The sequence below is a fragment of the uncultured Lactobacillus sp. genome, from assembly GCF_948948975.1.
In the GTDB taxonomy this organism is placed as follows: Bacteria; Bacillota; Bacilli; order Lactobacillales; family Lactobacillaceae; genus Lactobacillus.
The window spans coordinates 55,754-79,945 of sequence record NZ_CARBVX010000003.1 but is presented as its reverse complement, the minus strand read 5'-3'; the positions used below and the strand labels follow the sequence as shown (position 1 = coordinate 79,945).

Annotated in this window: 22 protein-coding genes; 13 read left to right on the top strand and 9 right to left on the bottom strand. The window is 34.7% G+C overall.

The features are described from left to right. Positions 1 to 89: 89 nt before the first annotated feature. The 4 genes from Q9R40_RS02345 to Q9R40_RS02330 form a co-directional block, all read right to left on the bottom strand. Entirely contained in the window at positions 90 to 2,141 is a 2,052-nt protein-coding gene (locus Q9R40_RS02345) for a KUP/HAK/KT family potassium transporter (RefSeq protein ID WP_304676144.1), read from the bottom strand. 149 nt (positions 2,142 to 2,290) lie between these two features. Continuing rightward, positions 2,291 to 4,288 (bottom strand): KUP/HAK/KT family potassium transporter, encoded by a 1,998-nt coding sequence (locus Q9R40_RS02340; protein WP_004898620.1) that lies wholly within the window; start codon positions 4,286 to 4,288, stop codon positions 2,291 to 2,293. Between the two features lie 139 nt (positions 4,289 to 4,427). Continuing rightward, positions 4,428 to 4,847 carry a hypothetical protein gene (locus Q9R40_RS02335; RefSeq protein WP_053106921.1) on the bottom strand — a complete coding sequence of 140 codons (420 nt, stop codon included), beginning with the start codon at positions 4,845 to 4,847 and terminating at the stop codon, positions 4,428 to 4,430. Between the two features lie 86 nt (positions 4,848 to 4,933). Beyond that, positions 4,934 to 5,995: a hypothetical protein gene (locus tag Q9R40_RS02330; RefSeq protein ID WP_304676143.1), complete on the bottom strand. Its 1,062-nt coding sequence runs from the start codon at positions 5,993 to 5,995 to the stop codon at positions 4,934 to 4,936. 175 nt (positions 5,996 to 6,170) lie between these two features. Here Q9R40_RS02330 and Q9R40_RS02325 point away from each other — a divergent pair, with 175 nt between their 5' ends. From Q9R40_RS02325 to Q9R40_RS02300, 6 genes are all read left to right on the top strand, one after another. Then, the gene (locus tag Q9R40_RS02325) at positions 6,171 to 6,380 is read left to right on the top strand and encodes a hypothetical protein (protein ID WP_297938723.1); all 210 of its coding nucleotides are present in this window, start codon (positions 6,171 to 6,173) and stop codon (positions 6,378 to 6,380) included. Between the two features lie 35 nt (positions 6,381 to 6,415). Next, positions 6,416 to 6,655, top strand: a complete 240-nt coding sequence (locus tag Q9R40_RS02320) for a DUF2922 domain-containing protein (protein ID WP_297938720.1) — start codon at positions 6,416 to 6,418, stop codon at positions 6,653 to 6,655. Positions 6,656 to 6,858: 203 nt separating this feature from the next. Then, positions 6,859 to 8,745 carry a glycoside hydrolase family 73 protein gene (locus Q9R40_RS02315; RefSeq protein WP_304676142.1) on the top strand — a complete coding sequence of 629 codons (1,887 nt, stop codon included), beginning with the start codon at positions 6,859 to 6,861 and terminating at the stop codon, positions 8,743 to 8,745. 54 nt (positions 8,746 to 8,799) lie between these two features. Further along, entirely contained in the window at positions 8,800 to 11,430 is a 2,631-nt protein-coding gene (locus Q9R40_RS02310; RefSeq protein ID WP_304676141.1) for a GH25 family lysozyme, read from the top strand. Positions 11,431 to 11,508: 78 nt separating this feature from the next. After that, entirely contained in the window at positions 11,509 to 12,336 is an 828-nt protein-coding gene (locus Q9R40_RS02305; RefSeq protein ID WP_304676140.1) for a PfkB family carbohydrate kinase, read from the top strand. A gap of 85 nt (positions 12,337 to 12,421) precedes the next feature. After that, entirely contained in the window at positions 12,422 to 14,248 is a 1,827-nt protein-coding gene (locus tag Q9R40_RS02300; protein ID WP_304676139.1) for a monovalent cation:proton antiporter family protein, read from the top strand. Between the two features lie 40 nt (positions 14,249 to 14,288). Here the strand turns inward: Q9R40_RS02300 and Q9R40_RS02295 are convergent, their stop codons facing one another. From Q9R40_RS02295 to Q9R40_RS02280, 4 genes are all read right to left on the bottom strand, one after another. Further along, positions 14,289 to 15,251 carry a Gfo/Idh/MocA family protein gene (locus Q9R40_RS02295; protein WP_304676138.1) on the bottom strand — a complete coding sequence of 321 codons (963 nt, stop codon included), beginning with the start codon at positions 15,249 to 15,251 and terminating at the stop codon, positions 14,289 to 14,291. 13 nt (positions 15,252 to 15,264) lie between these two features. Then, a complete protein-coding gene (locus tag Q9R40_RS02290; protein WP_304676137.1) occupies positions 15,265 to 16,047 on the bottom strand; it encodes a DUF6612 family protein in 783 nt (260 codons plus the stop codon). Positions 16,048 to 16,067: 20 nt separating this feature from the next. Then, positions 16,068 to 16,895 carry a DUF6612 family protein gene (locus Q9R40_RS02285; protein ID WP_304676136.1) on the bottom strand — a complete coding sequence of 276 codons (828 nt, stop codon included), beginning with the start codon at positions 16,893 to 16,895 and terminating at the stop codon, positions 16,068 to 16,070. Positions 16,896 to 16,980: 85 nt separating this feature from the next. Then, positions 16,981 to 17,403, bottom strand: a complete 423-nt coding sequence (locus tag Q9R40_RS02280) for a PAS domain-containing protein (protein WP_304676135.1) — start codon at positions 17,401 to 17,403, stop codon at positions 16,981 to 16,983. Between the two features lie 161 nt (positions 17,404 to 17,564). On the opposite strand from Q9R40_RS02280, the gene Q9R40_RS02275 reads away from it, so the two are divergent. Further along, positions 17,565 to 18,257, top strand: a complete 693-nt coding sequence (locus tag Q9R40_RS02275; protein ID WP_260307474.1) for a 2,3-diphosphoglycerate-dependent phosphoglycerate mutase — start codon at positions 17,565 to 17,567, stop codon at positions 18,255 to 18,257. 65 nt (positions 18,258 to 18,322) lie between these two features. Then, positions 18,323 to 18,616, top strand: coding sequence for a type II toxin-antitoxin system HicB family antitoxin (locus tag Q9R40_RS02270; protein ID WP_304676134.1), 294 nt, complete (start codon positions 18,323 to 18,325; stop codon positions 18,614 to 18,616). A gap of 594 nt (positions 18,617 to 19,210) precedes the next feature. Here the strand turns inward: Q9R40_RS02270 and rpsN are convergent. Continuing rightward, on the bottom strand, positions 19,211 to 19,468 hold the full coding sequence (rpsN, locus tag Q9R40_RS02265; protein ID WP_003649568.1) for a 30S ribosomal protein S14: 258 nt from the start codon (positions 19,466 to 19,468) through the stop codon (positions 19,211 to 19,213). A gap of 183 nt (positions 19,469 to 19,651) precedes the next feature. Here rpsN and Q9R40_RS02260 point away from each other — a divergent pair, with 183 nt between their 5' ends. From Q9R40_RS02260 to Q9R40_RS02240, 5 genes are all read left to right on the top strand, one after another. Continuing rightward, positions 19,652 to 20,089, top strand: a complete 438-nt coding sequence (locus tag Q9R40_RS02260) for a GtrA family protein (RefSeq protein WP_004896037.1) — start codon at positions 19,652 to 19,654, stop codon at positions 20,087 to 20,089. A gap of 19 nt (positions 20,090 to 20,108) precedes the next feature. Further along, positions 20,109 to 21,041 carry a glycosyltransferase family 2 protein gene (locus Q9R40_RS02255; RefSeq protein ID WP_297938929.1) on the top strand — a complete coding sequence of 311 codons (933 nt, stop codon included), beginning with the start codon at positions 20,109 to 20,111 and terminating at the stop codon, positions 21,039 to 21,041. A 236-nt stretch (positions 21,042 to 21,277) separates the two neighbouring features. Beyond that, positions 21,278 to 21,991: a hypothetical protein gene (locus tag Q9R40_RS02250; RefSeq protein ID WP_304676133.1), complete on the top strand. Its 714-nt coding sequence runs from the start codon at positions 21,278 to 21,280 to the stop codon at positions 21,989 to 21,991. 71 nt (positions 21,992 to 22,062) lie between these two features. Continuing rightward, a complete protein-coding gene (locus Q9R40_RS02245) occupies positions 22,063 to 22,926 on the top strand; it encodes a GRP family sugar transporter (protein WP_297938934.1) in 864 nt (287 codons plus the stop codon). Positions 22,927 to 23,203: 277 nt separating this feature from the next. Beyond that, complete coding sequence (locus Q9R40_RS02240; RefSeq protein ID WP_304676132.1) at positions 23,204 to 24,085, top strand: aldose 1-epimerase family protein; 882 nt, start codon at positions 23,204 to 23,206, stop codon at positions 24,083 to 24,085. The last annotated feature ends 107 nt before the right edge of the window (positions 24,086 to 24,192 follow it).

The window sequence follows — 24,192 nt, the reverse complement described above, 5'->3', positions numbered from 1 at the left end:
ATAGTTAGAAATCCTCTTAAAAATTTTTATATTTGAACACTAAAAAGGCATCCCTTTTGGGATGCCTTTTTGTTAGCCATTAACTTGCCCTACTCTTTAAGTTCTCCTTCGGCTTGAAGCTTCTTTTTGATATCTTCAAATTTCTTAGGAGGGATGCGAGTAATATGTTGTCTTCTTTGATTTCCTAGAATCAATGGAACACGTTCAATGACTGTATCTGCATAATCTAAGCCAAACCATGAAGCAGGGTTTGAGGAAAGATTTTGAAGCCATACACGTGCTTCAACTAAGAATTTTTCATAACTTCTAAGTTGTGTTTGTGGACTAATTACATCGTTAACGATAACGAATGAGAAATCACCGACATCTCTACCAGGAGTAGTAGTGTATTCTTGTGGTTGAGATTCAATGGTTCCATCTGCAATCAGGTCATGAACAATTTGACGCAAGTAAACATTCACACTAGTTTGCTGCTTAAAACCAAGGAAGAGCTGAACGTTAATAACATTCTTTGTACCATAAGTGTTAACAGCATATTCAGCAGTGAATGGTTCATTAGTTACGTTAACTGTTACAAACCAATATGCTCGTGCTCGCTTAGGACGTTTATCTAAGATAGAGTAGAGAATTTCTCGCTTAATAAACTTATTGTACTTAACTTTTGCCATATAGACTAAGTTAGTTGCAAAAGTAGGATAATCTTCGTCGTGACTTAAGTTCGTCAACATATCAACGTATTCATCAAGACGGACATAAGCGTTACGTGATTCACGCTTGTCTCTAATTTTATTACCATAGTACCAAACGTACATAATGATACCGATGAATCCGGCAATAACTAGTGAAACGTAACCACCGTGCATGAATTTACTCAAGCTGGCTAACATAAACATTACGTCTAAAAAGCCAAAGAAAATTAAGAAGAGCCAATTCCAAATGGTATGAACACCCTTCATTGCCAACCATTCATAAAGCAGAATTGTTGTCATTAACATTGAAATGGCAATTGACAAACCATAAGCTGCTTCCATGTGCGCTGAGGTTTGGAAGAAAAGAACGATTGCAATAGTTGCTGCACAAATCATTTTGTTAACTGAAGGAATATAAATCTGTCCCTTTTTAGTGGAAGGATACATAATATTCATTCTTGGTAAAAATTTCAAACCACTGGCTTCAGCTACTAAAGTAAATGAACCAGTAATCAAAGCTTGTGAAGCAATAACAGCTGCAATAGTTGCTAAAACAATCGCAGCTAAACGAATGTTTTGTGGAATAATTTCGAAGAATGGGTTGAAGTCACCATTTCCCGCATTGTAGTTAGGATTGTTTAAAATCCAAACACCTTGACCGAAGTAGTTAAGTGACAAACAAACAAAGACATATGGCCAGGAACCAATAATGTTTCCTTTACCAACGTGACCAACGTCTGAATACAAAGCTTCAGCACCAGTAGTAGCAAGGAAGATAGAACCTAAAATAAAGATTCCAGCTTTGTTGTAAGGACTGAATAAAAGTTTAATTGCGTAGTATGGATTAAGAGCTTGTAAAATTGAAAGATCCCCCATCATATTCATTAATCCAATTACACCTAAGAAGGTGAACCAGATAAACATGATTGGACCAAAAGCCTTACCGATAATACTTGTCCCCATTCTTTGAATTGAGAACAAAAGTAAAAGAATTACTACTGTAATCGCAATAACAGTTCCTTGAGTAGAAACTGGAACGTTACCATGACCAAATTCAATTCCTTTTAATCCTTCAATAGCAGTTGTAACAGTAACTGCGGGAGTTAAAGTACCATCAGCTAAAATTGCTGCACCACCAATCAAAGCAGGAAGGACAAGCCACTTAGCTCGTTTCCGGACCAAAGTATAGAGGGCAAAAATACCACCTTCACCATGGTTAGTAGCTTTTAAGGCAATAAAGACAGTTTGCAAAGTTGTTAACAGAGTAACTGTCCAAAGTACTAAGGAAATAGAACCTACAATAAAGTCGCGATTTACGTTCGCAATTCCGCCGTTTCCGGCAACAATTGATTTCATAACATATAGCGGACTTGTTCCGATATCTCCGTAGACAATACCAATAGCAATCAGTAAGCCTGCGGCTGATATATTTTTCCGTGTTTTTTCATTCATTATTATATTCTCCCAATAAATAGCCAAACAGCTAAATATTCAAATAACGTAAAAAAGAATGCCGAAAAGACATTCTTTTTTTAAACATATCTATTTTCATCTATTTGCGCAAGAGTTGCAAGTATCTGCAGGCGATTAATTAAAAATATTTATTTCAATTTAGTTCTTTGAATTGATTTAATATTTTGTGAGCCTAGGATTAATGGAACTCGTTCAACTACTGTATCAGCATATTCTAATCCAAACCAAACAGCAGGATTAGAAGATAAATTTTGAAGCCAGACACGACTTTCAACTAACCACTTTTCATAAGTATTTAATTGAGTTTGTGGACTAATCACATCATTTACAATTACAAATTTAAAATCTCCAACGTCACGACCGGGAGTCGTGGTGTATTCTTGTGGCTGAGATTCGATTGTACCATCTTTAATTAGCTCGTGAACTATTTGTCGTAGATAAACATTAACTTTTTGCTGTTGTTTAAAACCTAAATATAGTTGAACGTTAATCACGTTTTTTGTGCCGTAAGTATTAATTGCATATTCGGCGGTAAAGGGTTCGTTAGTTACATTAACAGTGACAAACCAATATGCATGGGCCCGTTTTGGACGTTTGTCTAAAATTGAGTAGAGTATATCGCGCTTGATAAACTTATTGTACTTAACCTTAGCCATATAAACTAAATTTGTCGCGTATAAAGGCACACTATCATCATGACTTAAATTACTTAGCATGGAAGTGTATTCGTCTAAACGCACGTAAGCATTTTTAGCTTCGCGTCTATCACGAACTTTGTTACCAAAATACCAAATATACATAATTGCACCGATAAAGGCAGCAATGATTACTGTTACATAACCGCCATGTAAAAACTTAGCTAAACTGGAAATTAAAAACATACTTTCAATTGCACCGAACAAAAACAGAAAAACTAAGCGTAACAAGATGTTAACTTTTTTTAGAGATAGGTACTCAAAAAGTAATATTGTCGTCATTAGCATGGTAACAGTAATTGCTAACCCGTAAGCTGCCTCCATGTGTTCTGATGTCTTAAATAAAAAGACAATTCCGATTGTAGCAGCGCAAAGCATTTTATTAATAGAAGGGATGAAGATCTGGCCTTGTTCAGTTGAGGGATAAATAATCTTCATCCTTGGTAAAAATTTTAAGCCACTTGCTTCTGAAACTAATGTAAAAGATCCAGTAATTAAAGCCTGAGAAGCGATAATGGCTGCTAAGGTGGCTAAAATGATGGCGAAAAATTTCCACTGGCTTGGAAGAGCTTCAAAGAAGGGATTAAAGTCAGTATTACCAGCATGGTAGTTAGGATTTTCTAAAATCCATACTCCTTGACCAAGATAGTTCAAGGCTAGACAAATAAAGACGTAAGGCCAAGAAGCCATGATATTGCCTTTTCCTACGTGGCCTACGTCTGAATAAAGTGCTTCTGCCCCTGTAGTTGCTAAAAAGACAGCTCCTAGGATTAAGACACCAACCTTATTTGCTGGGCTAAACAAAATTTTGACTGCTAACACAGGGTTGAGAGCCTCAAGGAGCGACAAGTCATGACTTAGGTTCATAGCACCAGTTAAACCTAAAAAAGTAAACCAGATAAGCATAATTGGCCCAAAAGTTTTTCCAATTATACTAGTTCCCATTCTTTGGATGGAAAATAAAAATAAAAGAATGATGATGGTAATAATAAGAACACTGTTTTGATTAGGAACGGGAATATCATTGCCAAATCTCATGTTTTTAAGACCTTCAATTGCTGTCGTGACAGTAACTGCAGGTGTCAGTGTGCCGTCTGCAAGCAAGGCAGCTCCACCAATTAAAGCAGGCAGAACTAACCATTTGGCCTTTTTTCTAACTAAAGCATAAAGTGAAAAAATACCACCCTCACCATGGTTAGTTGCTTTAAGAGCAATTAGAACATACTTAACTGTTGTTAAAAGAGTTATTGTCCAAAGAATAAGAGAGATAGAGCCGACTATATATTCTCTGTTAACACTAGCAATTCCTCCATTTTCATTCACAATTGCCTTCATAACATAGAGAGGACTTGTACCAATATCGCCATAGACGATTCCAATTGAAACTAAAAGGCCAGCTAGAGTGACCTTTTTTCGTACACCATTATTCATATTAAAATTTCCTAATAAAATAAAACATAATGACATTTTAGATAAATAAAAAAGAATGTATTAAAACAATACATTCTTTTTTATTAGCACTATTTTGTTCCTTTAGGATTCAATATGCAACTAATAATTTGTGATTTTTTTATGAAAGAGTTTGCTTAATTTCGTTACGACGATCAGTGTACCATTTTTCCCAATCTTCGTAAGTTTTCATATTTTGTGGATCTACACCAGTTTGCTTTTGGATGTTGTTAAGCATATCCAAGAAACGGTCTCCATGAATATTTAAAACATGCTTAACCAAGTTGCGACGGCTGAAAGCCATATTGTTAGTTAAGTATGTATTAATTTCGATAACATCATGATTACCATCATAAACATCCATAATTTCAAGATCGCTTTCGTCAAATTTTGAAATATAGAAGTTAGCAAATGTCTTTAAGTAATCTGGTTGTTCTTTAAATTCAGTAGCTGGCATTTCTACACGATTTGCCTCTGGCATAACTACTTCAAATTCTTCTTTTTCTTGAGTTTCTTCGGTGTTCTTCTTGTCTTCAGTCAAAGTTAAGAGCTCCTTTACTGTCTAGCTGTACAAAAATTCAATATAATCTTACATTGAATTACAATCAAAAGCAAATTTTATAGGGTTTATTTAAAGTTTTCTACATCTTGTTTGGTGTAAGAATCAATTGTAGTATGGCCGTTATTAGCAGCTGATCTCATGAAGTTAACTACTTTTTGATCAGACCATGAACTAGTATCAACGCCAATTGAACTTAGTTGATTACGAGTTTGAGAAATTACTCTCCCAGTAACTGTTTGACCATTAATCATCATACTATCATTACTTGAAGTTGATGAAGAATTAGTATTTGAATTGTTGTTATTAGCTGCAGTGTTGCTGCTTGAGCTTGTTGCACTAGATTTTTGACTTGCAGCATTGTTGTCTTGAGAGTTTGAGCTATTTGAATTCCTTGAACTCTTGTTAGAGCTAGAATTAGTGTTGTTAGTATTACTACTGTTTGATGAGCTAGATTTTGAGTTAGAACTTTGCTTGTTTGAAGTAGTAGCTTCATCGTCATCATTAGCATCTAGGTTTTCAGTGTCAATGTCATCGCTAACATTTTTGCCGTTTAATTTTGCATTAGCAACTTTACGTAAATGTTTAACGTTCTTCTTTACCTTCTTATAATACTTACTATTAATGTAAGGTAAGTCTAAAATTTGATCGCAAGAGTCAACTGCTGCTTGGTAGTTACCGTCTCTGTAGCTTAGTTTAGCCTTCTTGTACAAAGGATTAATATCATTAGTGATATGATCTTGAACCTTGTCGATTGTCTTGTAGAGTTTAGAAGCCTGCTTAGTCATTACTGAGTAGCCATTGGTCTTGTTAGCCGCTTTATCTAATTCATCTAAGGCATCTTTAAATTCATATTCTCTAATTTCTTCCTGAGCATCCTTCATATTGCCAGCTTGATCTGCGTAAGCTTTCGATTCAGAAGTAGCTTTTACATCGTGTGCATCTTCAAATTTGTTTTCAGCTGTCTCATATTTTTGACTAGAAGCAGCATCTTTTCCTTGATTCATGTAAGTTGTGTACTTATCTGAACCACTATTAGATGAATTATTTGATGATGGGTTTGAACATCCAACTGCTAAAAAGGTAATGAAGAATGCCGTAATGGCAACTCCGAGTCTTGATCGTTTCATCATTTTTTCCTCCTATAAAAATGAATTTATCTTACTTAAATTATACCAAATTCACTTATAAAAAATTTGTTGAAAAAGTGGCACAATTTTTTGAGATAAATCGTTAGTAATAGTGTAAGGCAATTCACCGGTGCTGACTTACAAAAAATTAATTAGATTATTTAGGAGTACAAAAATGGAATTTATTTTAAAAGATCAATCAGTTCAATTTACTTTTGCGGGTGAAAAATATAGCAATGGTAAGAAAAGTAGAATTTTAAAAAATGTTAAGAAGCAAGCTAGTGCTGAAGAAGTAATGAAGGTGGGAAATGCCTTATCTAAGTTGCAAAAAGACGATGGTATTAAAGCTGCTAGACTAATTTCATATTCAGATATCCAAGCCTAAAAAACATAAAGAGAAAATTTAAGGAGAATTAAAAAATGACTACTACTAAAACATTAAGACTTACATTTAAAAATGCTAAAAATAAGAAAGTAAATCTATCTTTACCTGATGCAGCAGAAAACTTGACTGAAGATGAAATTAAGGCTGCGATGAATGAAATGTGTGAAGCTAACTTATTTGTAAAGGAAGAAGTTGATCAATATCAGGCTCCTTTATCTGCTCAATATGTTGAACGTACAGTTACTTCTGTGTTTGATGATAGTGAAAAGAATTAGGACGATATTTTTTGAAATAAAAAACTTGATTAAGTTATTGAATAAACTCTTAAAGGGGTAATGTTTCGGCATTACTCTTTTTATTTTGAGATGAAAGTGTGTAATTTATGTTACTTTTTCATTTCAGAATGTTTGTTCGGTTGTATCTGACAACTTGCCAAACTACAATAAAGGGTGTATGTAAATTGGAGGGAGTTTAAGTGATGAAAAAAAGAACATTCACTGGTATTGCTACCGCGGCACTTATAACCACTGCCGGTATATCAGTTACCAACAACCTTAAACCAGATAATCCTTTAAAAACTGGTGAAGGTACTGTTCAAGCTGCAACCTATCAACAAGAATTTTTAAATAAAGCTATTCCAGCTGCTACTACTGCATCATCTAAGTATGGTACTTATACTTCAGTTATGCTTGCTCAAGCAACAGTTGAATCAGCTTGGGGCCAATCAGGTTTAGCCCAAGAACCTAATAATAACTTATTTGGTATTAAGGGCTCTTACAATGGCCAATCTGTAAACATGAATACTGGCGAATACGGTAAAGGTGGTTACTACACTACTAATGCTGGATTCAGAAAGTATCCATCATATACTGAATCATTTGAAGATAATGGTTCTTTATTACGTAACCAAATGGGTAATTATTACTCTGGTACTTGGGTAGAAAACTCAAGTAACTATGCTCAAGCAACCCAAAATGGTTTACAAGGTAAATACGCTACTGATCCAAATTATGCTAAAACTCTTAATAGTGTGATTGCAACTAATGGTTTTGACAAATATGATCCCGTCACACAAGTTGTTAACGAAAATCGTACAGTTGCACAAACGACACCAGTTATGAGTGCACCGGTTGATCCTAGTGTTGGTACACAAGTAGATACTGCAAGAGTAGGTCAAAATGTAAATGTTACTAAGTATATTACTTATAACAACGGCGTAAAGCGTGCATTTATTGGTGATGGTTGGATTAATGCATTAGCATTTAGCCCAATTACTAATAACACTACTGCTAACAATGCCGCTGCTAATACTAATAATAGTAATAAGCAAACTACAACTACTAACAACCAAGCTAGCCAACCAGTTAAGACTCCAGTAGCTCAAACTCAACAAGCTCAGACTCAAGCTCCTGCAGCTCCAGTTAAAGCAGCCACTGTTGAAACAAAGAAAGTTGCAGAAGTTAAAACTCCAGCCCAAACTACGACTTTGAATGTTAAAGCTGAAACTAAGGCAGCTCAACCAGTTAAACAATTAGCTACTTCATTAGCAGCAACTCCAGCTAAGAAAACTGAAGAAGTTAAAAAAGAGGCTGTTAAGGCTGAACCAGCTAAGACTACGCCTGTAAAAGTCGAAGCTCCTAAAGCTGAAAATAAAGGAACTAACTCTGCACCAGTAGGTAAAGCTCCTGAAGTTAAGAAAGCTGAAGCCCCAGCAGTAAAACCAGTTGAAACTGTAAAGAAAGAAACTACTCCAGCTGTTAAGACTACTCCCGTAGAAGAATCAGCTAAAGAAGTTAAGGCCACTCCAGCAACTACTAGTGCTAAAACTGTTGTAAAGCCAGCTGCTTCAGTTGAAAATGTTGCACCAGTACAAAGTTACCAAAGTGCTGTATCGACTGCAGCTGCAAATAACAGCTATGGTACTCAATGGATTAGTACTAATACTGCTCCAAAGGCTGCTTCTACTGTTTTGGTTAAAGTAACTAAGACTACCCAAGTTTTATCAGCTCCAAATGGTCAAAAATTAAACCAACAAGTTGAAGCTGGTAGTGCATTTGTAGTTATAGCTTCAAAATATGCTAACGGAAATTTATATTATGAAATTAGTAATGGTAAATGGATTATGGCAAAATATACTACTCAAGAAGCACAAATTACTGCAAAATCTGGTGTATTAACTATTAATTCTAAACCAGACTATGGTGTAGCAGTCTGGCGTGTTCCAGGCCAAGATCAAATTTCAGGTAAGTTCTTAAAAGATGGTTCAAGTTGGAGATACTTCCGTGTAGCTAATGTTAACGGACAAACTTGGTACGACCTTGGTGGAAATCAATGGATATCTGCCAAGTCAGTACTAGTTCGTTAATTTATAAAAGATTAGATTGTTTCATTAAAATTTTTTGGAGGAGAAAGTTTTTTAATGCGTTCAACAAATAAGAAATTTATTAGTGCATTAGCTTGTGCTAGTGCTATGACAGCTTTAGCAATTGTAGATCCTATGGGAGTTACTAAAACTCATCAAGTAGCACAAGCTGCAACTGATACTGTACCTGCAAAGTCTACAGGTGTAGATGTTTCAAGTTGGCAAGGTACCAACTTGGATCAACAAGCCAAATCTGGGGCACAATTTGCTGTCGTTAAAGTATCTGAAGGTACTAACTACCAAAACCCTAGAGCTCAAGGCCAAATCCAGAGTGCTGAACAAAATAATATGATGACTATGGGTTACCACTACACTCATTTTGGCTCTAACAGCAATCAAGCAGTTCAAGAAGGGAACTATGCAGTTAATTCAGCACAACAAGCTGGTTTACCACAAGGTTCATACTTAGCAACTGATTGGGAACAAGACGCTAACAATAATACTAACGGTAGTGTTGAAGCTAATACTAATGCAATCACTAGCTTCATGGATACTGTCCATGATGGTGGATACAACCCAATGCTTTATTCTAGTGAATGGTTACTAAAGAATAAGGTTGATACTAATAAGATTTCTGAAAAGTATCCAAATGCCTTATGGGTAGCTAAGTATAAGACTAATGGTCGTGAAGATAATCCTGACTTTAACTACTTCCCATCAATGGATAATGTGGCTATCTGGCAATATACGCAAAATTGGCGTGGTCAAAATGTTGATGGAAATGTTAATGTAGTTCCTCTTTCAAACAAGACTAATACTAATAACAACACATCAAATAACGTTGCTAATACCAATAATTCAAATGCTAATAACGGTCAAAGCAGTAGTCAAGCACCTGCTAGACCAAATACTAATAAGCCAGCAGAAACTGAAACTAATTGGATTAAGCAAGATGGTACTTTTACTACTGGTGGTGCAATTAATTTAAGAACTGGTGCAAGTACTAATAGTAATATTATTGCTCAACTTCCAGCAAATAGTGAGGTTAAGTATGATGCTTATGCTACTAAGGGTAACTACACATGGTTGAGACAACCACGTGCTAATAACCAATATGGTTACTTAGTAGGACGTGCAAATGGTCAAGATTGGGGTACTTTTAAGACAACTGCAAGTACTACCAATACTGCTAAGCCAAACACTAATAACAATAATAAGCCAGCTCAACCAACTAACAAGCCAAGTCAATCAGCTCAAAAACCAAGTACAGGCACTAACGTAAACAGTGATTGGACTAAGCAAAACGGTGTCTTTGTAACGGATGGAGCAATTAACTTAAGAACTGGCGCAAGCACTAACAGTAAAGTAATTGCAATGCTTCCAACAAACACAGAAATCAAGTACGATGCTTACCGTACAATTGGCCAATACACATGGTTAAGACAACCACGTTCAAACAACGAATACGGCTACTTAGTAGGACGCAATAATGGCCAAGCATGGGGAACATTCAAGGAAGGTTCTGCAACTACTGCTAACCCAAACACTAATACTAATAAGCCAGCAGAAAAGCCAAACACAACCACTAACGTAAACAGTGATTGGACTAAGCAAAACGGTGTCTTTATAACAGGTGGAGCAATTAACTTGAGGACTGGCGCAAGCACTAACAGTAAAGTCATTGCTCAATTACCAGCAAACTCAGAAGTTAAATACGACGCTTACCGTACAATCGGTCAATACACATGGTTAAGACAACCACGTTCAAACAACGAATACGGCTACTTAGTAGGACGTAACGATGGTCAAGCATGGGGAACATTCAAAGAAGGTTCCGCTACTGCAACTAAGCCAGCCGAAACCAAACCAGCACAACCAGCAGAGAAGGCTCAAGATAATGCTACAAAAGAAAACCAAGCAACTTGGACTAAGCAAGATGGTACTTTTATTACTGCGGGTGCAATTAACTTAAGAACTGCTCCAACTACTAAGAGTACAATTATTACTCAGTTGCCAGCAGATTCAGAGGTTAAATATGATGCCTACTATCAAGCTGGTAACTATGTATGGCTAAGACAACCACGTGCAAATGGTCAATACGGTTATTTAGTAGGTCGTGTAAATGGACAACCTTGGGGAACCTTTGGTAAAACTGTACAAGATGGTAGAAAGTCAACTACATATAATGAACAGGGACAAATAATTGCAGTGCATAACGATGCAAATGTAATTAGTCAACGCCCTGAATTACCTACAGGTTGTGAAGCAACTGCTGTTGCTATGATGTTACAATATGCTGGTCATAACGTATCTAAAACTCAAGTAGCTAATGAAATGCCTCGTAGCAATGATGGTAATCGTGGTTTTGTGGGAAACCCATATAGTACAAGTGGTTGGTGGGTATTCCCAACAGGTATTTCGCCAGTAGTAGATAAATATATCGGACATCATGAAATAATGACTGGTGCATCAATGCAACGTATACAAAATAAACTAAGAGATGGCCATTTAGTAGTTGCTTGGGTTGCTAATGTTGATGGGTTTGTAAATCATACTTTGGCTTTAACTGGATATGACTCTAAACGACTATATTACAATGATCCATGGACTGGTTCAAAAGGAAGTATGTCGTATGCTGAATTCTATCAACACTGGAATGCTGATAAACAACGTGCACTTAGTTACTAATAATTATATATAGATTGAAAGACATGATCCTAATGGGCATCATGTCTTTTTTGTCTTATAATAAACTATGAAAAAAGCATGGAGGATATAATTTTGATTTATACGGTAACCTTAGATCCTAGTGAAAGTGTAGTAGGTAAAGGAATTAATATTTCACTTATTTTAAAAAAATTAGGTATTGATTCAATTGCGACTGGAATTGTAAATCACAAAAATGTAGAGCAAGTAGCAGAAGAGCTTGATAAAGCAGAGATTGAGAATCAATTTATTGAGCAAACTCGTGGAATTAAAATTACTGCTAAAAACCAACAAAAATTATTGGATTATTTGAAAGTCTTAAAAGCTGGTGACATTTTAGTAATTGCAGGAAGCTTTGCTAAGGGAATAGATCCAGTTTATCTAACTGATTTGGCTAAAGTTGCTGATCGAAGAGCAGCTGCATTAGTAGTAGATGTGCCTTATGAAAACGTACTTGATATCTTGCCAATGAATCCATTGTTAATTAAGCCAAATGAAACTGAATTGAAGCACTGGTTCGAAAAAGATGACAAGGAAGTAACTACAAAAGAATTAATTGATATGGCTCATAGTTTAGTGGTTAAAGGAGCACAACATGTTCTTTTATCCTTAGGTGCAAATGGGGCTGCAATTGTTAATATGATGGATGCCTTAATAGCACAAGCTCCTGAAATTGAAGAAGTTGATAGCAGTGGTAGTGGAGATGCCTTACTTGGAACTTTCTTAGCTGGGATGCTTAAAGGATATACTCCTGTTAGAAATTTGGCTGATGCAATTGCTGCAGGTAGTGACACCGCTCAAAGTAAATGGCTTACTGATTTCAAAACAACACCCGCGCTTCAAAAGAAAGTCATTGCTAAAAGAATTACTTTTGAAGAAGCAGAATAAATAGATAAGTTGGCTTATAAAAGCCGACTTATTTTTTGATGTTTTTTAGTATAATGGTACTAAATTTACGATAAGGGGAAGAAAAGTGGATCTATCTATATTTATTGTTAGTTTAGCAGCTTTAGTAATTCCAATCGTTATGGCACGATTTAGAATCAATGCTATACCAACTGCAGTTGCTGAAATTGTGACTGGGATAATTCTAGGAAAAAGCTTACTAGATACCATAAAAATTACAAGCAGCGTATCGCTTCTATCAAATTTAGGTGTGATTTTGCTGATGTTTCTATCAGGTATGGAAATTAATTTTGATCTTTTTAAAAAGAAGGATTTACCTGAGTCTAAACAGAGTAAAATTAATCCAGCCCGAATAGCAATTATGGCGTTTACTGCTATTACAATAACGGCATTTGCTTTAGCTTATATTCTAAAGTTAGTAGGCCTATTTAATGATGTTATGCTGGCTATGATTATTTTTATGACTGTAGCCTTAGGGGTTGTGATTGCAACTTTAAAAGAAAAAGAAATCTTATCTCGACCGATTGGGCAAACCATATTGTTAACAGCCGTTCTAGGAGAAGTAATTCCCTTATTGCTGTTGACTATCTATGCTTCGATTAACGGTGGTAATGCAGGAAGATTGTGGCTTATTGTTCTGCTTTTCCTAGCAGCAATTATCTTATTGAGACGATTTAAACAACCGTATCAATGGTTTAATAAGATCTCTAAAGCAACTACTCAACTAGATATTCGATTGGCCTTCTTCTTAATATTTACCCTAGTAACAGTCGCAGAACGTGTAGGAGCAGAAAATATTTTGGGTGCCTTTTTAGCTGGGATGGTTATGAAGTTACTTGAACCCAGCGAAGCAACAATGGATAAGTTAACTTCTATTGGTTATGGCTTCTTCATTCCAATTTTCTTCATTACTACGGGTGTTAAGCTGGATTTAAAGTCCCTTCTTGCTAATCCGAATGCATTAATGTTGATCCCGGTTTTAGTATTGTTCTTACTTTTAGCTAAATTACCTATATTTTTGGTTTATACACGAAATTTCAATAAACGTAACAGTCTTGCGGGTACATTTTTAATTATGACTACAATTACGATTGTACTTCCAACATTAGAGGTTGCTCGTAAGTTAAATGCAATTACTGAAACCCAATCAGATGCCTTTATTTTGGCAGCAGTAGTCGTATGTATTTTAGGACCAATTCTATTTAATTCTCTCTTTAAATTAACCAAAGAAGATAAAATTAAGCAAAGAGTTGTCATGATGGGAACCAATGTAATGACTGTGCCTGTTGCCCAGGAGCTTCATGACAATTGGTATGATGTGCTATTAGTAACTCATAAAAAAGAAAACTATGATACTTATAAGAGTAAAGTTGCTAATTTGAAGTTAATTAATAGCTTAGAAGAGGCATGTTTAGAAAAAGCAGGTGTCTTTGACTGTGATATTTTAGTAGCTGGATTTATCGAAGATGACCTAAACCGTAAAATTGCTCGTTTAGCAAAAGAGCATGGTGTTCAACGAGTCATTGCTAGTCAAGAGAGGCCAAAGCCTGAAACAATTAAGAAATTAATCAATGAAAAAATTGAAATTTACAATATTTTCAATGTTCAGACTTCTGTTTTAAGAGCTCTAATTGAATCACCTTCAATTTTGAGAATTTTAACAGATACTAAGAATGGCTTGTTTGAAGTAACGGTTAGAAATCATAAGTATGCTGGTCAGAAATTAATGAATCTGGACTTTATTGAACAAATGACTGTTAGTCGAATCTGGCGAAACGGTAAATGGCTAGTGCCACATGGAAATACAATCATCGAAGTAGGAGATCATCTGATTTTTACAGCTAAAGGTGAAGATGCGGAAAGAATCAGAGAAGAATTAGGTAGAAAGAATTAAATATAAAAAAATGACAGGATTTTTAGTCCTGTCATTTTTGTTAACGCTGCTTTTTCGCTTCTTGTAAAACGGCTAAGGTATTTAGACTATGGGTAAAGGCTTGATCAGCAGCTGTAAAATCATGTTGATCAATAATTTTAGTGAATTCGATAAATTCAGAAACCATTCGATGAGAATACTTGTTGTGGTTAACAACTTTCGGCTCTTCTCCTCGTAATTGAATGCCAACCTTTGGCATTTCATTAGGATGGCCGTAAATAATGAGTGCACCTTTTTCACCTTCAATGGTGCTGACATTAGGTGAAAAGCTATCTTTAGCCGCAATTGAACTGGCTTGTTTGTCAGAATAGCCTAGGTGAAGGATGCCAGAAGTATCAATATCTTTTTGAATAGTTGGGAAGTAGTTAACAGAACTTGGCTTACCAAATAATTTAATAATAATGTGCAAGTTGTAGATACCTAAGTCCATTAGAGCTCCACCATCTTTTTTAGGATCAAAAGCTGGTTGAATGTCGCCTTCAAGGAAAGCATCATAGCGACTTGAATATTGAGTGTAATTAAGATTAACGACATGAATTGGGGCAATTTTAGTTAAATTATCTTCGATGAATTTAAAGTTTTCTAGATAAATGTTAGTGATGGCCTCAACAATAATTACATGGTTTTTATCAGCAATTTCTTTTAATTCACGTGCTTCATCAGTTGTAGCAACAAATGGTTTTTCACAAATAACGTTTTTTCCTGCTTCTAATGCGGCCTTGGCAATACTAAAATGCAAACTATTTGGAACAGCTACATAGACAGTATCGACATTAGTATCATTAAATAGGTCAGTATTATCTTGATATAATTTTGAAATATTGTATTTTTCTTGCAATTCAAGACCGATTTGATGACTTCTTTTAGTAGTCGAAAGAGCCGCAAGTTCAAGATTTGGGATTTGATCAGCAATTGATAGAAAATCATGAACAATTTTTCCTGAGCCAATAATACCTAATTTCATAAGGTAATCTCCTTTAATTAAGTTTAAAATTTAATTTTTTAGCATTTTTAGTAACTGAGGAAGGTACGGTTAACTTTTTAACTTTATTAATGTCATAAAGATGTAAGGTGAGCGTACCTTCTTTCTTAGTATTATAAGTAACTTTATAGTACATATCAGTTAGTTGTTCTTTTCGATTAGTAGAAATTCTTAAATCAATATTTTTAACATTAGTTGACTGTGGATCGCTAGTGGGAGCTACAGTAGTCGCTTTTTGCATGCTTTTAATTACATCGCTATTATCACCCTTATAAGAAATAATATAGCCATTAAACCCATTAGATTTAATGGTCATATGTTTAAAGGCATCGACAGAAAATTGGGTGAAATCATGTGCGGTATAAAGCTTTTTATAGCCTGAATAAACTTCACTAAAGATGGCATTTTGTTTAATATAATTCCATTGTTTCGCGCCATCGCGGTGATAAACATAGTCTTTGTTACCCCATAATTCAGAATTAGTATCAGATTTAGGAACGCTTTTCATCGTAATATGGATAGCATTATTTGGACCGACGACGTAATTCGAATACATTTTTGACTTTGCATTAGTAGTTTTGACGTTAACGCGTGCAGTAGTAATTTTGGTATCGGCAGCAGTAGTTAATGCGTCTTTAACGCTTGGTTTTTTAAAGGCAATAATTGCTCCCCAAACGACTAAGATCAGGATAATAATACCTAAAATTAAAGCGGCAATTTTGCCGCCTTGATTGTTAGAAAAAATAATCTTTTTATCTTTGATTTTATTTTTTTCCATTAGTTTATCTTTCTAAATGATTATTGATTATTTTGTTCTTCTTGTGCTTTTTTGATGTCTTCAGCACTAATTGCATTCTTTTGAATGTCAGAAGGAACGGTTAAATCACTGTGTTGACCTAATTGGTCGTAAGTTAGGTTCCAAGTGAAGTTATATTTTCCGCCAGCAGTGTATTGAGCTTTAAAGGTCATTGATTCGACATTTTTAGTAGTTGGATCAATTAGATAAGTTACCTTAATATTTTGCACTTGAGCTGATTTTACTAAACGAGCTACTTGCATATTTTGAGAACCAGGAGTGTTCATAGCATCGATAATTAAAGGATTGACTGCATTCCATAGATTAGCGTCGGTACCATCAAAACTAATTTCATAATTTCCATTTTTTCTTTGAACAGTGGCTTTTTGAGCTAAAGCTTTGTTAATTTTCTTAAAAGTTGCAGGATCGAATCTTTCCTTTACTTGGTCTGAATCAAAGCTATCTGCATCAATTGAGTTTTTAATCCAATGGCCCTTGTTTTGCTCTAAAAGTAAGTACATATCCTTCTTGGTAAGCCACATTTGTTCAGTTTGAGATTTCTTCTTTTGAGTTAAGGTATAGGTAAGGTTAGTTACATCACCTTTGTCTTTGAATAAACCTTCTGATTTTGACTTTTGGTTCATTTCATTAGAATTAGTAGTTTGAGTGAAGTGACCGTTAGCAAAGCTAGAATTAAATTTTGCATTGATTAATGAACTTGCAGAAGGTCCAGTACTCTTTGCTTGTTTACTGCTTTTATTTGAACAAGCTGTAGTTAAAGAAACTAAAATTACTCCCAATAAAATTAGGAAGCCGAATTTTCTCTTCATAAAAATATATTCCCCCAATAAATGTATCTATCTTAATTTATTTTACTCTATTTTTGTCTGAAAAAAGCATTCTAAGAGCTTAACTTTAGTGCTTTTTAAGGACATTTAAAATATTACGCAATTTACTGCCTTTAACTTGTAAGTTGCTTACTGCTTGGGTTACTTCAATGCAGCCAATATATTTACCATGTTCATTATGTAGGCTATAGAAGGAAATATTAACTGGCTGTTTATCTTTGGTAATCATGATTGAAATATTTTTACGCTTGCCAGCGTGCATTTGATTTAGGACTTCTTTAACATGCTTTTGACTGTGGCCGGGATGCACCTCAAAAACAGTTTTACCTATGTCGTTTTCAGTACGCTTAAAGAGCCGATTCTCATTCATAGAGGACCAGACAACGCGGTCGTTTTCATCTAAAACATCCATTTCTTGTGGAATTGTTCTAAAAATTGCATTTAGCTGCTCAAGTGAGAGATGCCCTCCATCTAACTTGATATTTTCCATAATTAAATACCTCCAATTCATCAAAATTAATATATCTATCGTTATTTTAACATTAAATATTTTGTGAATTAATCAAGCTTTTTTTCGTAATTCCTATGAAAATTTTGAATAAGCGTGTAAAATAGTTAGTGAAACATTGAATTTTAAAGGAGATACAGTTCATGTCGAAATTAGTTTTAATTCGTCACGGTCAAAGTGAATGGAACCTTTCTAACCAATTTACTGGTTGGGTTGATGTAAACCTTTCAGAAAAAGGTGTTGAAGAAGCTAAGAAGGCTGGTCGTTTAATTAAGGAACACGGTCTTGAATTTGATCAAGCTTACACTTCATTATTAACTCGTGCTATCAAGACTTTGCACTACGCACTTGAAGAAAGTGACCAACTTTGGATTCCTGAAACTAAGACTTGGAGATTAAACGAACGTCATTACGGTGCTCTTCAAGGTTTAAACAAGAAGGATACTGCTGAAAAGTACGGTGACGAACAAGTTCACATTTGGCGTCGTTCATACGATGTTTTACCACCTGAAATTGATGACGATAACGAATACAGTCAAGCACATGACCGTCGTTACGCAAATCTTGATCCACATATCGTTCCTAAGGCAGAAAACTTACACGTTACTTTAGACCGTGTAATGCCATTCTGGGAAGATCACATTGCTCCAGATTTACTTGACGGCAAGAACGTTATTATTGCTGCACACGGTAACTCACTTCGTGCTTTAACTAAGTACATTGAAAACATCTCTGATGATGACATCATGGACTTAGAAATGAAGACTGGTGAACCAGTTGTTTACACATTTGACGACAAGTTAGATGTTGTTAACAAAGAAAAGCTTGACGACTAATTTTTAGTTCTTGAGTAAAAGAAGCTCCGACTTTTGTCGGAGCTTTTTTGTTGGGAGGGATAATCATGAAAGAAAAAATTGTAACATATCCAGCAATCTTTAAACCAATTGAAGATAATGTTTACTTTATTAGTTTTCCTGATGTTAAAGGAGCTGTGACTGAAGGGCATGGACTAAAAGATGCTTTTAAAGTGGCAGCAGATGCTTTGGGAACAATTTTGTTTGATGAAAAGAAATTGCCAAAAATGACTGATCTTGCTGAGATTAAAATAGAGGAGCCTGGCGCTTTTGTCGTATTAGTACCGACTGATCTAACAAAATCAGCAGCTAACTTTGAAAAAACTGTTAGAAAAATGTAACTGTACCTGCTAAACTAGCTCTCCAAGCTGAGAAAAAGAAAATTAATTTTTCTAAGGTATTAACAGAAGCACTTATGGAAAAATTGAATTATCAATAATTACCAGGCAAAGCTAAAATATATTAATGATGACATTCCCTTAAAATTCTTATATAATTGTAAAAGAAAAGGAGATAGAGAGTGCGAGTCTCTACCTCCAATCGTAACTTAAGATGACTGATTGTGTGGCTAATCCTTGTGATTAGCCTTTTTTGTTATTACATAAGCAATTGCTGCACGGATTAGGAAAATACCCAATGCGTTTAAGACAATGCCGATAGCAATAGCAGCTATTATCAAGGCACACCAACACTCCAGCCTATCCAAATTATCATGGCTTCCACCTCCGTAACCTAAAATATATGTGAGGGGTGTAGAGCCATGAAAAGTTACTAAGCTCTTATATTAGCTATCTATAAAAGCCTAATAAAAATTATATCAAAATATGAATTGAGAATTTTTAGTATTAAACACAAAAAAAGACATTCCAATAGGAATGTCTAAAGTGTGACTATATGTTTAAATTTTGATTTAACTAAGAACTAGTCTTATAATTTTACCAACTAGCTTTGCGCACACCAGGAAGTTGCCCCTTGTGTGCTAATTCTTTGAAGCGTAAACGTGACATACCAAACTTACGCATATAACCATGTGGTCTACCATCATGTAAATCACGATTATGGTAGTGAGTTGGGTGAGCATCAAGCGGTAATTTTGCTAATGCTTCTACGTCACCAGCTTCTTTTAATTCATAGTATTTCTTGATTAATTCACGCTGCTTAGCAGCCTTAACGATTTTGGATTTTTTTGCCATATATCTTTCCTTTCGAATATAGAATATAAAAAATAGTTTAATTAAGAATAAAGAATGACTAATTTGAGCTAACTTAAAGTAAGTATATTGTATTAAATTATTAATAATTTGTCAAAAAGAAAGTATTTTAAAAAGAATTAGTTTAAAATAAGTAATGATTGATTAAAGAAGGGAAAATAAGCCGTGGGTATTTTTAAAAGAATACTTCATAATGAAGACTTGCGACAGTTAATAATTTATGTATTAATTGGTGTGTTAGGATTAGGTGTTGACTTTGGAATTTTTGCCATTCTAACTCATTTTAAGATGCAAGTCGAAGTAGCTAATTTTATTTCATCATCTTGTGGGTTGATCAACAACTTTTTCTGGAATAGTTTTCTTAACTTTAAGGTTCACGATAAATTATTAGTAAGATTTATCTCCTATTATTTAGTAGGACAAATCACAACTTTGTTTACCACTGTCTGCCTATTTATTTTTGTAACTCAACTTGGTTATAATCAATTGATTGTAAAGGCTGTTTCTACATTTATCGCTACCTTGATACAATTTGTAATTAATAAATTACTTACCTTTAGAAAAATTAAAACTACTAAACCAAAAGTAGACGTTAGAAAGTAATAAGAAAGACTGTTAAAGTATGAAAAAATTATCAATTATAGTTCCTTGTTATAATGAAGAGGAATCTGTACCACTTTTTTATCCCGCAGTGAATAAAGTAATGGATACTATTCCTGATCTAGAACCAGAATATTGGTTTATTAACGATGGATCAAAGGATAATACCCTAAAAGAAATTAAAGAACTACGCAAGAAGGATCCAGAGCATGTACACTTTGTTTCATTTTCAAGAAACTTTGGTAAGGAATCTGCTCTTTACGCTGGACTTCAAGCAGCAACTGGGGACTATGTAGTTGTAATGGATGTTGACTTACAAGATCCTCCTAAGTTTTTACCACAAATGTATGATCTAATTAAAACTGGAGAATACGACTGTATTGGGACTCGGAGAGTGGATCGTACTGGAGAAGCTAAATTTAAGTCCTTCTTAAGCGATATGTTTTATAAGGTAGTTAATAAGATTTCTGATACTGAAATCGTTCCAGGAGCTCGTGACTACCGAATGATGACTCGTCAAATGGTAGACGCAGTTTTGGATATGCCTGAGTACAACCGTTTTTCAAAGGGGATTTTCTCTTGGGTTGGATTTAAGACCAAGTATTTAGACTACCATAACGTTGAACGTGTTGCTGGTGAAAGTGACTGGAACACTTGGAAGTTATTCAAATATGCCATGGATGGGATTGCCGACTTTTCTCAAGCTCCCCTTAACTTAGCTGTTTGGATTGGTACCGGGTCCTTCATCGTCTCACTTATTGGATTGATAGCAGTGATTATCCGTCGTGTGCTTTACCCAGGTTCAAGCATTTTTGGTTGGGCTTCAATGGTATGCATTATACTGCTACTGGGTGGCTTACAACTTCTCTGCATTGGTATTTTAGGTAAATATATTGGTAGGGTATATATTCAAGTTAAGAATCGACCAATTTATATTATTAAAGAGAAAAAATAAACGTAATAAAAGACCGAAGTTCACATGGGGCTTCGGTCTTTTTTGATAACAAAACTTAGTATTCTTTAAGTTGGACTTGTTTATGATTGTACTTCTTCCAAAAAAATTTCTCCTGTATTTAATTTCTAAAAAAGCGTCGCTGATCGTACTAACAGAAAAATTTTTTCTCGTAAGTAATTTTTTTGAGGATTCTAAATTTGAAAAGTGCGATAATTTGAACAAGGGAGAATTTAAGAATGAAAAAATTGACAAAAGATATTTGGATAAAGATAGCTCTATCTTTTCTAGGGATTTTAGCTGCTATTTTGGTTTATGTGCCTAACTATGCTCTAGTTGATCAAGGACTCAAAGGTAGATGCTCTATCTTTTTTATTGTTGCGATAGTTTTACTGTGGCTCCCAATGGAGCTAAAGAGCAGTATTTTTGCACTTAATTTTTACTATGAATTAGGTTTGATTTTAATTATCGTGTTTTTCATGACTAATCAAATGGCGATGAATTTTACTATTGGTCTAGTGATCGCTTTGCTTTTACTAGCTTGGATTGGAATGGTAATTTTCAAAAATAATTTAGTCATGAAGCAAAAAAATAGTGAGCTTTTAATCATTAGACTTGTAATGATGCTAGTTTTAGCATATTTAGCCTATATCAGCGGTTTTGCAGCCCTGATGGGAGCTGAGATCTTTACAGTGCAGGGACAAACTTGGCTGCTTATTTTGGGCTTTGTTCTTTGTGTATATTATCTCGTCTTAGCGGGAAGTATTTGGCAACCATGGTTTAGAAGATGGACTTCCTGGATCATGTTTTTAGTAGCAGTTGTTTTGCATATGTTATTTGCAAGTGCTACCTCTTTAAATATTATCTTTTTACCTTTAATTGGAGAGGTTATTTTACTTATTCTAGTTTGGCGGAGTAACAGAATTTTAATGAAAAAGAAAAGGATTTCATAATTAGCTCTTGTCAGACTGTATCGATCCTTGATAGAATTAATTGTTTAAAAGTTTAGGAGAGATACAAAATTATGAAATATGTTTATTTGTTTTTACCAGCAATTGGCTGGGGACTTATGCCCTTAGTTATTGCAAGTGTAAAGAATAGTACAGTTTATAATCAGATTGTTGGTACTGTTGCCGCTTCATTTATTTTTGGAGCAATTGTAATGGCAATTATGCATCCAGCAATGAGCTGGTCCCTCTTTTTGCTTTCTGCATTAGGTGGAGCCTGCTGGGTAATTGGTCAAGTTGGTCAATATATTTCTTATGAAAAAATTGGTGTTTCTGAAACTATGCCAATTTCTACCGGTTTGCAATTAATCGGGGTTCCTCTTGTTGGAGTGCTCGCTTTTGGTGAGTGGAGCAGCCCTCAAGCTAAGTTATACGGTTTTATTGGAATCTTAGTTTTGATCATTGGGGTTGTTTTAACTTCATTAACTGACCGTGGAACAAGCGAAGGAAACAAATCTAATCAAGTAAGTACTATTATCTTGCTTGTTTTAACTTCACTTGGATACATTACTTCAAGTTCTATTCCAAAGGCTTTACATGGAAACAGCGTTTCTATTTTCTTTGGTCAGACCTTTGGTATGTTAGTAGCTGTATTTATCTATACTTTAGTTACTAAGAATTTACACGTTTGGAAAGAAAAATCTACAGTTCAAAGTGGTGGAGCAGGTATTCTTTATGCAATTGCTGCACTAGCTTACATTCTTTCTGTTCAAGATAACGGAGTTAACATGGCTTTCGTTATTTCACAACTTTGTGTAGTGATTTCTACTTTAGGTGGCTTGATTTTCTTACACGAAAAGAAAACTCGCAGCGGCTTGATTTTTACCATTGCAGGCCTAATTTTAATTATTGGCGGTGCAATGTTAACTACATTATTCTAACGAATAAAAAGGCATCCCACGTCTGGGATGCCTTCTTTGTATCAACTTGTCCTAATTCTTAAATCATTTTTAGTATTAGAACACTTTTAATTGTATTAGAACAAAATTAAAAGTCAAGTTAAATACAATCATGTTATATCAAGTAAAGCTTCTTAAAGACACATATAAGTATGAGAGATTTAACAATAAGATAAATGTTATCGCTTACAGTTGACATATTGAGTATGGCGTGATATTTTCAAATGGGATTGGTCGAAGTTGTTTAGGAGGACAATGGATGCTAGCAATTGAAAACAACCAATTAAAGGTTGAAATTAATGAGGTCGGCGCTCAACTTACTCATGTAGTTGATAAGACTACGAATGCCGACTATATCTGGAATGGGAGTGAATGGGAAAGACATGCTCCAATTCTTTTTCCGGCAATCGGAAAATCAAATGACAATAAATATATTTTAAATGGAAAAATATATGGAATGAAGCAACATGGCTTTGCTCGTGATGATCCTTGGACAGTTGTGGACAAGGGAGATGATAGAGTAAGTTTAACTTTAACTGAAAATGAAGAAACTTTAACTGTTTATCCCTTTCACTTTAGTCTAATGGTTACTTATACGTTAGAGGCTAATCAATTAAAGGTAGAATTTTTGGTTAAAAATAATTCAGAAGAAACGATGCCTTTTGGTCTTGGATTCCATCCAGGATTCAATGTTCCAATTGCTGGAGATGAATTAGAATTTTCTGATTATGAAGTGACATTAAGTCCAGAAGTTACAGAATTAACTCAATTCCAAATTGATCCTATTCCATTTAGAAATGGTAAAGTTATTCCAGTATCTAAGGCGGAAAAGAGTACGCTACCTTTATCATACTCGGAATTTGATGATGGGTTGATTATTATTAACAATCCTGGATTAACTGGAATTGAATTATCAAGTGCAAAATCCGATCATCAAATTTCTTTAACTTTAGAAGATTTTCCATATGTAGCACTTTGGACAATGACAGATCCAGAAGCTAAATTCTTATGTATGGAACCATTTGCTGGATTACCTGATATTAAAAGTGACGAATTAACTGATTGGATGAAAAAAGAGGGAAATAACTTCTTAGAACCAGACGAAAGCACGCATTTTTCAACAACAATTACTCTAAAATAAGATAGAAAGAGGGAAGCAATAAAGTTTTCCTCTTTTTTTACTAATTAGTTAAGATTTGTCATAATTAAGTTTTAAGAATGTAATTTTGCTATAATATCCTTGTTTTA

Excerpts from the sequence above, each read along its gene's own strand:
- Q9R40_RS02255 (WP_297938929.1), top strand. The coding sequence starts at position 20,109 with ATGAAAAAATTATCAATTATAGTTCCTTGTTATAATGAAGAGGAATCT.
- Q9R40_RS02275 (WP_260307474.1), top strand. The coding sequence starts at position 17,565 with ATGTCGAAATTAGTTTTAATTCGTCACGGTCAAAGTGAATGGAACCTT.
- Q9R40_RS02270 (WP_304676134.1), top strand. The coding sequence starts at position 18,323 with ATGAAAGAAAAAATTGTAACATATCCAGCAATCTTTAAACCAATTGAA.
- Q9R40_RS02295 (WP_304676138.1), bottom strand. The coding sequence starts at position 15,251 with ATGAAATTAGGTATTATTGGCTCAGGAAAAATTGTTCATGATTTTCTA.
- Q9R40_RS02285 (WP_304676136.1), bottom strand. The coding sequence starts at position 16,895 with ATGAAGAGAAAATTCGGCTTCCTAATTTTATTGGGAGTAATTTTAGTT.
- rpsN (WP_003649568.1), bottom strand. The coding sequence starts at position 19,468 with ATGGCAAAAAAATCCAAAATCGTTAAGGCTGCTAAGCAGCGTGAATTA.
- Q9R40_RS02280 (WP_304676135.1), bottom strand. The coding sequence starts at position 17,403 with ATGGAAAATATCAAGTTAGATGGAGGGCATCTCTCACTTGAGCAGCTA.
- Q9R40_RS02290 (WP_304676137.1), bottom strand. The coding sequence starts at position 16,047 with ATGGAAAAAAATAAAATCAAAGATAAAAAGATTATTTTTTCTAACAAT.
- Q9R40_RS02250 (WP_304676133.1), top strand. The coding sequence starts at position 21,278 with ATGAAAAAATTGACAAAAGATATTTGGATAAAGATAGCTCTATCTTTT.
- Q9R40_RS02325 (WP_297938723.1), top strand. The coding sequence starts at position 6,171 with ATGGAATTTATTTTAAAAGATCAATCAGTTCAATTTACTTTTGCGGGT.
- Q9R40_RS02245 (WP_297938934.1), top strand. The coding sequence starts at position 22,063 with ATGAAATATGTTTATTTGTTTTTACCAGCAATTGGCTGGGGACTTATG.
- Q9R40_RS02305 (WP_304676140.1), top strand. The coding sequence starts at position 11,509 with ATGGAGGATATAATTTTGATTTATACGGTAACCTTAGATCCTAGTGAA.
- Q9R40_RS02310 (WP_304676141.1), top strand. The coding sequence starts at position 8,800 with ATGCGTTCAACAAATAAGAAATTTATTAGTGCATTAGCTTGTGCTAGT.
- Q9R40_RS02340 (WP_004898620.1), bottom strand. The coding sequence starts at position 4,288 with ATGAATAATGGTGTACGAAAAAAGGTCACTCTAGCTGGCCTTTTAGTT.
- Q9R40_RS02240 (WP_304676132.1), top strand. The coding sequence starts at position 23,204 with ATGCTAGCAATTGAAAACAACCAATTAAAGGTTGAAATTAATGAGGTC.
- Q9R40_RS02320 (WP_297938720.1), top strand. The coding sequence starts at position 6,416 with ATGACTACTACTAAAACATTAAGACTTACATTTAAAAATGCTAAAAAT.
- Q9R40_RS02315 (WP_304676142.1), top strand. The coding sequence starts at position 6,859 with ATGAAAAAAAGAACATTCACTGGTATTGCTACCGCGGCACTTATAACC.
- Q9R40_RS02345 (WP_304676144.1), bottom strand. The coding sequence starts at position 2,141 with ATGAATGAAAAAACACGGAAAAATATATCAGCCGCAGGCTTACTGATT.
- Q9R40_RS02330 (WP_304676143.1), bottom strand. The coding sequence starts at position 5,995 with ATGAAACGATCAAGACTCGGAGTTGCCATTACGGCATTCTTCATTACC.